15 protein-coding genes are annotated in these 11,179 nt (G+C 67.9%); 5 read left to right on the top strand and 10 right to left on the bottom strand.

The window, feature by feature from the left end:
• Positions 1-94 precede the first annotated feature (94 nt).
• Positions 95-754: a hypothetical protein gene (locus tag KO481_RS11295; RefSeq protein ID WP_215916998.1), complete on the top strand. Its 660-nt coding sequence runs from the start codon at positions 95-97 to the stop codon at positions 752-754.
• A 4-nt stretch (positions 755-758) separates the two neighbouring features.
• Here the strand turns inward: KO481_RS11295 and KO481_RS11300 are convergent, their stop codons facing one another.
• Entirely contained in the window at positions 759-1,601 is an 843-nt protein-coding gene (locus KO481_RS11300) for an SGNH/GDSL hydrolase family protein (RefSeq protein WP_215916999.1), read from the bottom strand.
• A gap of 73 nt (positions 1,602-1,674) precedes the next feature.
• On the opposite strand from KO481_RS11300, the gene KO481_RS11305 reads away from it, so the two are divergent.
• A complete protein-coding gene (locus tag KO481_RS11305; protein ID WP_215917000.1) occupies positions 1,675-1,827 on the top strand; it encodes a hypothetical protein in 153 nt (50 codons plus the stop codon).
• Here KO481_RS11305 and KO481_RS11310 read toward each other — a convergent pair.
• The 5 genes from KO481_RS11310 to KO481_RS11330 form a co-directional block, all read right to left on the bottom strand.
• Positions 1,824-2,333 (bottom strand): GtrA family protein, encoded by a 510-nt coding sequence (locus KO481_RS11310; protein WP_308166511.1) that lies wholly within the window; start codon positions 2,331-2,333, stop codon positions 1,824-1,826. The genes KO481_RS11305 and KO481_RS11310 overlap by 4 nt on opposite strands.
• An 85-nt stretch (positions 2,334-2,418) precedes the next feature.
• Positions 2,419-4,809: an ATP-binding cassette domain-containing protein gene (locus KO481_RS11315; protein ID WP_215917001.1), complete on the bottom strand. Its 2,391-nt coding sequence runs from the start codon at positions 4,807-4,809 to the stop codon at positions 2,419-2,421.
• 100 nt (positions 4,810-4,909) lie between these two features.
• Entirely contained in the window at positions 4,910-5,368 is a 459-nt protein-coding gene (locus tag KO481_RS11320) for a nitroreductase/quinone reductase family protein (RefSeq protein ID WP_215917002.1), read from the bottom strand.
• Between the two features lie 4 nt (positions 5,369-5,372).
• Positions 5,373-5,783: a VOC family protein gene (locus tag KO481_RS11325; RefSeq protein ID WP_215917003.1), complete on the bottom strand. Its 411-nt coding sequence runs from the start codon at positions 5,781-5,783 to the stop codon at positions 5,373-5,375.
• A 5-nt stretch (positions 5,784-5,788) separates the two neighbouring features.
• The gene (locus tag KO481_RS11330; protein WP_215917004.1) at positions 5,789-6,238 is read right to left on the bottom strand and encodes a helix-turn-helix transcriptional regulator; all 450 of its coding nucleotides are present in this window, start codon (positions 6,236-6,238) and stop codon (positions 5,789-5,791) included.
• Positions 6,239-6,366: 128 nt separating this feature from the next.
• Here KO481_RS11330 and gloA2 point away from each other — a divergent pair, with 128 nt between their 5' ends.
• Both gloA2 and KO481_RS11340 read left to right on the top strand, forming a co-directional pair.
• On the top strand, positions 6,367-6,753 hold the full coding sequence (gene gloA2, locus KO481_RS11335; RefSeq protein ID WP_215917005.1) for an SMU1112c/YaeR family gloxylase I-like metalloprotein: 387 nt from the start codon (positions 6,367-6,369) through the stop codon (positions 6,751-6,753).
• Between the two features lie 37 nt (positions 6,754-6,790).
• On the top strand, positions 6,791-7,282 hold the full coding sequence (locus KO481_RS11340; protein WP_215917006.1) for a peptidylprolyl isomerase: 492 nt from the start codon (positions 6,791-6,793) through the stop codon (positions 7,280-7,282).
• Positions 7,283-7,365: 83 nt separating this feature from the next.
• Here the strand turns inward: KO481_RS11340 and KO481_RS11345 are convergent, their stop codons facing one another.
• Positions 7,366-7,860, bottom strand: a complete 495-nt coding sequence (locus KO481_RS11345; RefSeq protein WP_215917007.1) for a phosphoribosyltransferase — start codon at positions 7,858-7,860, stop codon at positions 7,366-7,368.
• 393 nt (positions 7,861-8,253) lie between these two features.
• Positions 8,254-8,979, bottom strand: coding sequence for an SDR family oxidoreductase (locus KO481_RS11350; RefSeq protein WP_215917008.1), 726 nt, complete (start codon positions 8,977-8,979; stop codon positions 8,254-8,256).
• 151 nt (positions 8,980-9,130) lie between these two features.
• Between KO481_RS11350 and KO481_RS11355 the strand changes: the two genes are divergently transcribed.
• On the top strand, positions 9,131-10,039 hold the full coding sequence (locus tag KO481_RS11355) for a helix-turn-helix transcriptional regulator (protein ID WP_215917009.1): 909 nt from the start codon (positions 9,131-9,133) through the stop codon (positions 10,037-10,039).
• Here KO481_RS11355 and KO481_RS11360 read toward each other — a convergent pair.
• Both KO481_RS11360 and KO481_RS11365 read right to left on the bottom strand, forming a co-directional pair.
• Positions 9,977-10,687 (bottom strand): metal-dependent hydrolase, encoded by a 711-nt coding sequence (locus KO481_RS11360; protein WP_215917010.1) that lies wholly within the window; start codon positions 10,685-10,687, stop codon positions 9,977-9,979. The two genes, KO481_RS11355 and KO481_RS11360, sit on opposite strands and share 63 nt — an antisense overlap.
• Before the next feature lie 185 nt (positions 10,688-10,872).
• Complete coding sequence (locus KO481_RS11365; RefSeq protein WP_215917011.1) at positions 10,873-11,124, bottom strand: hypothetical protein; 252 nt, start codon at positions 11,122-11,124, stop codon at positions 10,873-10,875.
• Between the last annotated feature and the right edge of the window lie 55 nt (positions 11,125-11,179).

Here is an 11,179-nt window from a genome sequence, read left to right on the forward strand (position 1 = left end):
GGCGCTCACACTCGTCGATAGATGCCGAACGGGCGGTTCGTCGGGGGCCGCCGGTATCGGCCCACAGTTCGGCCAAAGCTCGTGAGGGACAACGATGTCCGGCGGCGACTACGATTTCGATCGGTACTCTCAGGCCGTGCTGGGCCTGGATCGTCTTGCGCGGCAGCGCATATGGCCGTACGGGTGCTGGTTGTGGCGCCGTCTGGATCCTGCCCAGCGGCGCGGACTCAGCCGCCGCGAACTCCTGCTCCTGCTCGGCATGGGCATGTGCGCGCAGTCGATACTGTCGCTGCTGTGGCTGTGCGAGGTGATCGAGTCGGGTTCGGAGGTCGACGATCTCACGCGCGCCACGCTGGTATCGGTCACCGAGGCGGACGCCAATTCCGTGCTGTTCGCCCGCCTGATCGTCGCGACGGGCCTGCGGCCGTACCGGATTCCGGTGTGGGTCCGGCTGGCGGCGCGTCTGGCGAGCTGGCTGCCCGCGGGGCGAGCGCACCGCCGGATGCGGCCGTTGCTGGAGGAGTACACGGCATTACGGGCGCGGGAAGCGGGCCGGCCGCCGACGTCGGCGCTGCGGCTACTGACCGGGGTCCGGCACCTGGCAGCCACCCGCGAGGATCTGGTCGAATCCGCAAAATTGTCTGGGCCGCTGGTGAATTCGTTGCGGCGCTGGGCGTTGTCCGCAGCGACGGCCGCCGCGCAGGCGATGGTGACTCACCCCGCCGTTTATCGCACCGCGGGTCTGGGGGAGTAGTGCGCTAGGCCTCGTCCGCGGATTCGCCTGGTGGCGGCGTCGTTGCCAGCCGGGCCAGGACGAGTTCGGCGACCGCGGCCATTCCCGCCGCGGTGGGGTGACAGGGGAAGGCCGGATGCGGGCGGCCCGGCAGCGGCACGTAGGCGTCGACCGTCCAGGCCGACGGGCTCCCGGCGGGATGGTCGAGGCTGGGCGTGCGCGCGTCGATGAGGTCCGCGCCCGCCCGGGCGGCGGCCGAGGCGGTGTGCGCGGCAAGGGCTTCGGAGAAATGCCGGAAGTTGCGGTCGACGGGGGTGTCGGCGGGGGAGCCGGGCCCGACGATCGACGGGTAGTTCACCACCAGCACCTTGGCCCTGGGCGCGCGATCGGCGATCGCCTCCAGCACCTCGATCAGCCGTTGTTCGATCGTGTGCAGCCGGTGGTTGACTCCGGTCTCGTCGCCGAGGCGGGCGATGGGCGGCAGCAACCGCGCCGGCAGGGGTAATCGGCGCGCGAGCCGGTATTGGATGAGGCCGACATCGTTGCCGCCGACGGTGAGCGTCACCAGATCCGTGCCCGCGCCGACCGCGTGCACCTGCGGTGGCTGGCCGTACTGGGCCTGGCGCAGGATGTGATCGCAGGTCGCCCCGCTGCTGGTGACATCGGTCAGGCGCAGTCCCGCCCGCGCCGCGACCAGGTGGGGATAGTTGTTGTGCGAGCGGCCCGCCAGGCGCGGCGCCGACCGCACCCGGGGCGCGATACCGGGCCCCGATGCGAACGAACTACCGAGTGCCACATACGTTTTGCCCCGCCACCGAGCCGATGCCGACTCGCCCGCGGACTGGTTGTGCTCGAGAATCCCGCTCACCTCCACGTCACACCTGCAAACCCGCACCCCCTTCGCAAGGCATCTTGACCTAGTGTCGGGAGAGTTTCAAGCGGTGCTCGAGAATCCCGGCAGCGTCGCCTTCACGTCGCACCTGCAGACCCGCACCCTCTTCGCGAGGCATCTTGACCTAGTGTCGGGAGAGTTTCAAGCGGTGCTCGAGAATCCCGGCAGCGTCGCCGCGAGCTTTGCCGGAATCGGGGTCTAGAGCCTCTCCAGCTCGGCCTGGCTCAGATCCTCGGGGAACACGAAGCGCCGCAGGGCCCAGTAGCGGAATGCCATCGCCAGCAGGACGCCCAGGATCTGACCGGTGAGGAAGTTCGACAGGGCCTGCGTCGTCGAGCTGACGTTCGGGACATGGATACCGAAGACGTACAGCGCGACCGCCTGCGGGATCAGCGTGACGACCACGGCCAGCGCGCTGACCCCGAAGAACAGCGCCGCCTCGTGAGCGCGCTGCCGCCCGCCGCGGGTGCTGAACGACCACTCGCGATTGAGGACGTAGGAGGCGATCGTGGCGATGAGTACACCGATGAGGCGCGCGGTGAGCGGTTTGTCCTGCAGCACCGTCAATTTCAGCGAATAGACGACGCCGGTGTCGATGAACCAGGTGATGGCGCCGACCACCGCGAACTTCATCAGCTCCTGATAGCGATGAAGGGGGGCGAGGTATCGGTCCGGGACCCGATCGAGAGCGGCATTCAGCAGCGACACGCTGCAACCTTAGCGGTCAAGTCGGCATCGGGCGCGTGGCGCACGCCACACCGCGTGTTCCCCGTGCCCGGCCCCGGGCTACGGCTCAGGCGCCGACGTAGGCCGCCAGGTGCTCTCCGGTAAGGGTGGAGCGGGCGGCGACGAGATCGGCAGGGGTGCCCTCGAAGACGATGGCGCCGCCGTCGTGGCCCGCGCCGGGACCCAGGTCGATGATCCAGTCGGCGTGCGCCATGACCGCCTGATGATGCTCGATGACGATCACCGACTTGCCCGCGTCGACGAGCCGGTCCAGCAGCCCGAGCAACTGCTCGACATCCGCGAGGTGCAGTCCGGTGGTCGGCTCGTCCAGCACGTAGATGCCACCCTTGTCGGACATGTGGGTGGCCAGCTTGAGCCGCTGCCGCTCGCCGCCGGACAGCGTGGTCAGGGGCTGGCCCAGGCTCAGATAGCCGAGGCCGACATCGGCCAGATGTCCCAGGATCTTGTGCGCGGCCGGAATTTTCGCCTCGCCGGATCCGAAGAACTCCAGTGCCTCGGCCACCGGCATCGCGAGCACCTCGCTGATATCGCGGCCGCCGAGGTGATACTCCAGCACCGAGGCCTGATACCGCTTGCCGTCGCACTCCTCGCAGGTGGTGGCGACGCCCGCCATCATGGCCAGGTCGGTGTAGATGACACCGGCGCCGTTGCAGCCGGGGCAGGCACCCTCGGAATTCGCGCTGAACAGGGCCGGTTTGACGCCGTTGGCCTTGGCGAACGCCTTGCGGATCGGCTCGAGCAGGCCGGTGTAGGTGGCGGGGTTGCTGCGCCGCGAGCCCTTGATCGCGCCCTGGTCGACGGACACCACGCCTTCGTCGGCCGAGATCGAGCCGTGCACCAGCGAACTCTTGCCCGAGCCCGCGACGCCGGTGACGGCGACCAGCACCCCGAGGGGGATGTCGACGTCCACATTGCGCAGGTTGTTGGCGGTCGCGCCGCGGATCTGCAGGGCGCCGGTGGGTTTGCGCTCGGACTTCTTCAGTGTGGCGCGGTCGTCGAAGTGACGTCCGGTGATGGTGCCGCTGGTCCGCAGCCCGTCCAGGGTGCCCTCGAAACAGACTGTGCCGCCGCCGGATCCCGCGCCCGGCCCCAGATCGACCACGTGATCGGCGATCGCGATCGTCTCCGGCTTGTGCTCGACCACGAGCACGGTATTTCCCTTGTCGCGCAACCGGAGCAGCAGTTCGTTCATGCGCTGGATGTCGTGCGGATGCAGGCCGGCGGTCGGCTCGTCGAAGACGTAGGTGACATCGGTGAGCGCGGATCCGAGATGGCGAATCATCTTGACGCGCTGCGCCTCACCGCCGGACAGCGTGCCCGATTGCCGGTTCAGTGACAGGTATCCCAGGCCGATCTCCACGAATCCGTCCAGCGCGTGCCGCAGCGAGCCCAGCAGCGGCGCCACCGAGGGCTCGGTCAGGCCGCGGACCCATTCGGCCAGATCGCTGATCTGCATCGCACAGGCGTCGGCGATGCTGATGCCCTTGATCTTGCTGGAGCGGGCCAGCTCGCTCAGCCGGGTGCCCTCGCACTCGGGACAGGTCTGGAAGGTGACCGCGCGCTCGACGAAGGCGCGGATGTGCGGCTGCATGGAGTCGACATCCTTGGACAGCATCGACTTCTGGATCTTCGGGATCAGGCCCTCGTAGGTCAGGTTGATGCCCTCGACCTTGATCTTGGTCGGCTCCTTGTAGAGCAGATCGTTCAGCTCACGCTTGGTGTACTTCTCGAGGGGCTTGTCCGGATCGAAGAAGCCGCTGCCCATGAAGATCCGGCCGAACCAGCCGTCCATGCTGTAGCCGGGGATGGTGAAGGGGCCCTCGCGCAGGGATTTGGTGTCGTCGTACAGCTGGGACAGGTCGATGTCGTTGACCGAGCCGCGGCCCTCGCAGCGCGGGCACATGCCGCCGATGATGGAGAAACTGCGGCGCTCCCGGACGGCCTTGCCGCCCTTCTCGATCGTCACCGCGCCCGCTCCGCTGATCGAGGCGACGTTGAAGGAGAACGCCTTCGGCGAGCCGATGTACGGCTTGCCGAGGCGGCTGAACAGGATCCGCAGCATCGCGTTGGCGTCGGTCGCGGTGCCGACCGTCGAGCGCGGATCGCCGCCCATGCGCTGCTGATCGACGATGATCGCGGTGGTGAGCCCCTCGAGCACATCGACGTCGGGACGGGCGAGCGTCGGCATGAAGCCCTGGACGAAGGCGCTGTAGGTCTCGTTGATGAGGCGCTGGGATTCGGCCGCGATCGTGTCGAAGACCAGCGAGCTCTTGCCCGAACCGGAGACACCGGTGAACACCGTCAGGCGGCGCTTGGGCAGCTCGATGTCGATGTCCTTCAGGTTGTTCTCGCGCGCGCCCTGCACGCGGATCAGCTCGTGGCTGTCCGCACCCAGCGGTGCAGCCGCCCGCGTGTCCTTGCGCGTGGCCTTGGTCATCGTCTCTCCATAGTGGTGCGGACCGCGGGCGCGGTCTGTGGGGGTTCCTGCGAAATTGGGCGCGGCGGCCCGCGATCGGGGTGATCGCGGGCGCCCGCGATCAGCGGCGGGTGAGCCGGACCACCGGGTACTGCCGCTCGGACTTCTTCTGGTACTTCCCGTACCGGGGCTGGTCGGCGGTGATGCGCTTCCAGGCCTCGGCGCGCGCCTCCCCGTCGAGCGTGTGCGGGGTGACCGGCACGGGATCGCCGCCGTGCAGTTCGACGGAGGTGCCTTCGGGATGGGCCACCATGTTGGCGTACCAGTCCGGGTTGCGCTTGCCGCCGCCCGAGGCGACGATCAGCCAGGAGTCGTCGCCATCGGCGAACCAGGCCAGCGGCGACTGCCGCGGCGTGCCGCTGCTCTTGCCCACGGTGTGCAGGATCAGCAGATCCATGCCCATGAACTGGCGGCCCGTGCGGCGGAAGCGTCGGATCGCGCGAGCGTTCATCTTCAGCTGCATCCACCGGGACAGTGGGCTCGGCCCGCCGCTGCGGGTCTTGTCGGTGCTCTGTGCCATGACTTCAGTTCACCTGCTGGATCCGGACCATGTTGCCGGAGGGGTCGCGGAATGCGCAGTCGCGCACGCCGTACGGCTGATCGGTGGGCTCCTGGACGACCTCGGCGTCGGTGGCCTGCAGCTTCTCGAAGGCGCCGTCGACGTCCTTGGATGCCAGCACGATGCTGGCGTAGGTGCCCTTGGCCATCATCTCCGAGACGGTGCGGCGCTCATCGTCGGTCATGCCCTGGGTGGCCTCGGGTGGGTACAGCACGATGGCGGTATCCGGCTGGTCGGGCGGGCCGACCGTCAGCCAGTGCATTCCGTTGTAGCCGACATCCTTTCGGAGTTCGAAGCCGAGCGCGTCGCGGTAGAAGGCGACCGCGGCGTCTCGATCCGTGTGAGGCAGGAAGCTCGAGAAAATGTTGATGTCCATGAGGTTCACGCTAGTTGCGGCTCGGTTACCGGCGCTTCTCGATTCCTGACCGGTCTGGTGACCTCCCGGGCGACGCAGGACGGCATTCCCTCGGTCGCGTCGGCATGTTCGCGCCGGTAGACGCTGGGCGGCACGCCGACCAGTTCGGTGAAGCGCGTACTGAAGGTGCCCAGTGAGGAGCAGCCGACCGTGAAGCAGACTTCGGTAACGCTGAGATCGCCCCGGCGCAGCAGCGCCATCGCGCGCTCGATGCGCCTGGTCATGAGGTAGGCGTAGGGCGATTCCCCGTATGCGGCACGGAATTGGCGGGACAGATGCCCCGCGGACATGTGCGCGTCGCGGGCCAGGGCCTCGACATCCAGCGGCTGCGCATACTCCCGGTCGATCCGATCGCGGACGCGGCGCAGGCGCGCAAGATCGCGAAGGTACTGCTCCGTGGCGGGTCTGCTGGGCATAGGGCAAATCGTACGTCGTGGGGATGACACGTCAGCGCGAACGGACGGCGGAGAGTCTCGGTGTGAAAAATACCTTCATGGAAATATGCGCATCTACGAATTTAAGCGCGAGAGTCTAGCGTCGGGGCATGGAACTCCAGCGAATCCACCACGTGGCGATCATCGCCTCGGACTATGCGGCGTCGAAGGCCTTCTATACACAGGTGCTGGGACTGCGCGTGGTGGCGGAGAACTATCGGGCCGAGCGCGAGTCGTACAAGCTGGATTTGGCGCTGCCGGACGGTGCTCAGCTCGAGCTGTTCTCGTTTCCGGATCCGCCGGCACGGCCGTCGCGGCCGGAGGCGTGTGGGCTGCGGCATCTGGCGTTCGCGGTGCCGGATATCCAGGACGCGATTCGTGAGTTGCGCGGGCGGGGAGTGGCGACCGAGGAGATCCGGGTGGACGAGTACACGGGGAAGCGTTTCGCGTTTTTCGCCGACCCCGACGGGCTGCCGATCGAGCTGTATCAGGTGTGATCGCAGCGCGGTGTGGCCGCTGCCATACGATAGCCCGATGACCACAGTGCTGTTGAATACCTCAGCAGGGGATATCACCCTGGAACTCGACGAGACCAAGGCGCCCAAGACGGTCGCGAACTTTGTGGACTACGTCAAGGCGGGCCATTTTTCCGGCACCATCTTCCATCGGGTGATTCCCGGGTTCATGGTGCAGGGCGGCGGGCTGACCGCCGACATGCAGCAGAAGCCCACCCCGAACAAGGTGGAGAACGAGGCCAGCAACGGCCTCAAGAACGATAAGTACACCGTCGCGATGGCCCGCACCTCGGATCCGCATTCGGCCAGCGCGCAGTTCTTCATCAACACCTCCAACAACGGCTTCCTGAACTACCCCGGCCAGGATGGCTTCGGGTACGCGGTATTCGGCAAGGTCACCGCCGGTACCGATGTGGTGGACAAGATCGAGGGTGTGCGCACGGGTTCCAAGTCCGGGCATCAGGACGTGCCGGTGGAACCGATCACCATCGTTTCCGCCGAACTGGTCTGAGCCACAGTCCATCCGCGGCGGATGCCGCGCCGTCGCCGCTCATGGCATGACGACGGCGCGGCACCGGCCGCGATGAGGTGCGGCTAAGCGTCGACCACGCGCGGCTCGCGCGTGACCACCGGCGGGAGCACGGACCACGGGAAGTTGATCCACCGGTCGGTGTGCCGCCAGACGTATTCGCAGTCCACCTCGGAGCGCGGCTTCTGATAGATCACCGCGCAGCGGACCTCGGCGACCTTGTCGGCGCAGAAGTCCCGCACGAGTTTGAGGGTGGCCCCGGTATCGGCGACGTCGTCGGCCACCAGCACCCGGGCTCCGGCCAGATCCACCGCGGACGGCACCGGCGGCAGCATGACCGGCAGATCCAGGCGCTGATCCACGCCGGTGTAGAACTCCACGTTCATCACGTGCAGATTCTTCACATCCAGCGCGTAGCCGAGGGCTCCGGCGACGAACAGCCCGCCACGGGCGATCGAGAGAATCAGGTCGGGCTCGAAGTCGTCGTCGGCCACCTGCTCGGCCAGGTCCCGGCTCGCCGAGCCGAACAATTCCCAGCTGAGTTCTTCGCGATCGCTCATCAACACTCCATCTTCGCGGCGGCCCGAGGCGTTCCTGCAGGTAGAGTATCGAACTCGGATCCGGTCCTCGACGAGTACCGCCCGATAGCCGGCGGCGGATCCGAAGATCACCGCGGCGTTGCCGAACCGGTGGTGAATCCCGGATCCGATCGTCGCGCTCATCCCCTGGAATAGTGAATGCGATCGTCGAACAGTTCGGCATTTCGAATCCGCTCGATCATTCTTCTGAACAGCAGGATGATCGCATCCGAGAGAGATCGGAATTGTTCGTCCCCATGATTCGGCGATGAATCGAGACGACGCCACCGGTATGGCCCGGAGAATGCGCTTTCGGCCGATCGGTGGATGCGATTCACGCTCCGTACCCCTCCCCGGCCACGACCGGCGATCGGGCTAGACGAGCAGATGTCCGCCCTCGACGTGCAGGACCGTGCCGGTCATGAAGCCGTTGTCGATGACGGCCCGGAAGGCGGCGGCGATGTCCTCGGGGCGGCCGATCCGCTCGACCGGCAGGCGCGCGGCCATGGCGGCCAGCCGCTCGTCCTTGCTGTCGCCGGCGAAGGCGTTCCAGATCGGGGTGTCGACCCAGCCAGGGGATACGGCGTTGACCCGGACCGGCGCCAGTTCCAGTGCCAGCGCTCGCACCAGCCCCTCGAGGGCGGCGTTGGCGGTGGCGACGACGGTGCTGCCGACGGCGGCCGGACGGTAGGCGGCGATGCCGGAGGTCACGGTGAGCGATCCGGTCAGCAGCGGCGCCGCGTACTTGGCCACCAGCCACGGTCCGAGCACCTTGGCGTCGATGATCGACCGGGCGTCGGCGAGGGGGAGTTCCGCGAGCGGTCCGTAGCCGGCGGCCATGTCCGCGGCGGTGACGATGATGTGCTCGATCGGCCCGGACAGTGTGTCGCCGAACAGGGTTCGCACCGATTCCTCGTCGGTGATGTCGGCCCGGACGGTGTGGAGGCGGTCGGAGGCGAGATCGGCGGCGGCGGCGTCGAGCCGGTCGCGGGACCGGCCGGCGATGGTGACCTCGTGGCCGTCGCGCAGGAGGTCACGGGCCAGGGCCAGGCCCATCCCGGAGCTGCCGCCGATGATGAGGGTGTGCGAGATATCGGTCATGGGAACCACTGTGGCCGCCGATGCGGGTCGCGGGGAGACCGTGCCGGGCCTGGTCCCGGCAGGGCCACCCCGTCGGCGCGGGGAACAGGGAGACTGGCGGGAGTGTTGCCACGTGTCGCACAGCGGAGGAGTCGAGTGATGAGGTGCTGTCGTGAGTGATCGTCGCGTTCTGGGGGATTTTCTGCGTGCACGCCGGGCGCGGTTGAACCCCGAGCACCTCGGGTTGCCACGAGGCGCCGGGCGGCGGCAGACGCCGGGGCTGCGCCGTGAGGAGGTGGCTACGCTGGCGGGCCTGAGTGTGGACTACTACATCCGGCTCGAACAGGGGCGAGACACCAATCCCAGCCTGGCGGTACTGGATGCGCTGGCGTCGGCGCTGCGGCTCGACGAGGACGAGCGCGCGCACCTGTACGACCTGGCGCGCGCGGTGATGTCTCGCCGCCCGGCCCCGGCGAGTGTGCGGCAGGAGCCGCGGCCGGGGCTGCTGCTTCTACTGGAATCGGTGCGGCCCACGCCCGCGTTGATCCTGGACCAGCCCAGCAACGTGCTGGCCGCGAATACGGAGGCGTTGCGCCTGTTCGACGGCATGGCGGATTATCCTGCGCCGGAACGGAATCTGGTGCGTTACGTGTTCACCCATCCGGCGGCGCGCTCGACGTGGGTGGATTGGGAGGGGGTCACCCGGGACTGCGTGGCGCACCTGCGGACGGTGCAGGGCCGCGAACCCGATTCCCCCGCCCTGGCCGCGGTGGTGTCGCAATTGTGCCGGGAGAGCCCGGAATTCGCGGACCTGTGGGCCCACTACGATGTGAAGACCAAACGCGGTGCGATGCGCAAGCTGCACCATCCCGCGGTCGGCCGCTTCACGCTCACCTCGGAAATCCTCACCGCCCCGGACGGCCAGCGCTTTGTCGCGTTCCAGGCCGCCCCGGGCACCCCGGACCATGATGCGCTGACGTTGTTGGGGATGGTGGGTGGCGGTGTGCCGCAGCGCCCGTCACGGGTGGTGGACGAGGGTGTACCAGAGCAGGGCGAGGGTGCCGAGCACGAAAAGCGGTGACAGCACCCAGGTTTCGACCTTGTTGCCGGTGCGTTCGATGACCGGCACGCAGGTGCGCAGCTGGAACGGCCAGAACAGGCGGCACCCGCGGTCGGTGAGACAGTCCCCGGCCAGGTGGGCCAGGGCGCCCAGGCCCACCGAGAACGGCAGCCAGGTGGGCTTGTCGGAGATCCACTGATCCATCGCGAAGGTCCCCGCGGCGGCGAGGACGACGACGGTGCCGTAGGCGGATATTCCGTGTCCGGGCGGGCACAGATTGAGCGCGCGCACGGCGAGCGCGAGCAGGAAGAAGACCAGGCCGAGGGTGAACCAACGGTGTAGCCAGTGCTCACCGGCCCAGGTGCCGATCGTGACGAGCGCGACGAACGCGAACGAGTGGGTGGCGTGCCGGTGCCCGCCCGATACCTGTGAGATCACCTTGCACGCGGCGTGCGAGACCGGGCCCAGCACATGGGCGATCGTGCCGTTGGGGTGGTCGGCGTCGGGCAGCAGCGCCGCGCCCGCGGTCAGGAAGGTGCCCATGACGAGGTCGACGGTGCTGATGTGACCCGCGGTGACGACCGGGAAGGTGAGTATCGAAAGGGGTAGCGCCGCAGCGGCTCCCGCCCAGGCGAGCGCGCCGCTGGTCGCGTGTGAATGTCCTAGCACCGCGTCGACACTAGCCGATACCGGACATACCGTTCGAACACTCGAGCGCTGAGTCGCCCCGGAGTGTGAGCAACGTTGCGCCGCGGGCGGATCGGCATGGACGCGGTGATAGCGAACGGGAATTACGCAGGGCTGCTGCCGAAGCGGTGTGTGCATGGGTGGTGCCGCCGATGCCGTGTCCGAGTTCAGGTGTGGCGGTGGGAGTTCGGGCCGATGACGAGCAGCTGCCGCGCCGGAACCAGGAAGATCAGCCCTGCGGGCACGCCGATCAGCGGTGCCGACGCGGCAAGGCCCAGGTAGGTCCGGCCGCGGTGAACGAGCCGGTGCAGGCGGTGCGCGTCGGCGCGGGTCGGCGCGGGTCGGGTGGCCGGCGGCGACCAGACTCGGGTAGACCAGCGCAATACGAAGAAGGTGACCGGAAAGTAGGTGTACACCACCGCAACCGCCGTCGCCCGGTCACGTGATCGGGTTGATGCGAGCGGCTAACCCCGA

It is taken from the genome of Nocardia albiluteola (assembly GCF_018860155.1).
GTDB classification, from domain to species: domain Bacteria; phylum Actinomycetota; class Actinomycetes; order Mycobacteriales; family Mycobacteriaceae; genus Nocardia; species Nocardia albiluteola.

Excerpts from the sequence above, each read along its gene's own strand:
- KO481_RS11350 (WP_215917008.1), bottom strand. The coding sequence starts at position 8,979 with ATGACCGATATCTCGCACACCCTCATCATCGGCGGCAGCTCCGGGATG.
- KO481_RS11340 (WP_215917006.1), top strand. The coding sequence starts at position 6,791 with ATGACCACAGTGCTGTTGAATACCTCAGCAGGGGATATCACCCTGGAA.
- KO481_RS11295 (WP_215916998.1), top strand. The coding sequence starts at position 95 with ATGTCCGGCGGCGACTACGATTTCGATCGGTACTCTCAGGCCGTGCTG.
- KO481_RS11315 (WP_215917001.1), bottom strand. The coding sequence starts at position 4,809 with ATGACCAAGGCCACGCGCAAGGACACGCGGGCGGCTGCACCGCTGGGT.
- KO481_RS11345 (WP_215917007.1), bottom strand. The coding sequence starts at position 7,860 with ATGAGCGATCGCGAAGAACTCAGCTGGGAATTGTTCGGCTCGGCGAGC.
- KO481_RS11325 (WP_215917003.1), bottom strand. The coding sequence starts at position 5,783 with ATGGACATCAACATTTTCTCGAGCTTCCTGCCTCACACGGATCGAGAC.
- gloA2 (WP_215917005.1), top strand. The coding sequence starts at position 6,367 with ATGGAACTCCAGCGAATCCACCACGTGGCGATCATCGCCTCGGACTAT.
- KO481_RS11320 (WP_215917002.1), bottom strand. The coding sequence starts at position 5,368 with ATGGCACAGAGCACCGACAAGACCCGCAGCGGCGGGCCGAGCCCACTG.
- KO481_RS11330 (WP_215917004.1), bottom strand. The coding sequence starts at position 6,238 with ATGCCCAGCAGACCCGCCACGGAGCAGTACCTTCGCGATCTTGCGCGC.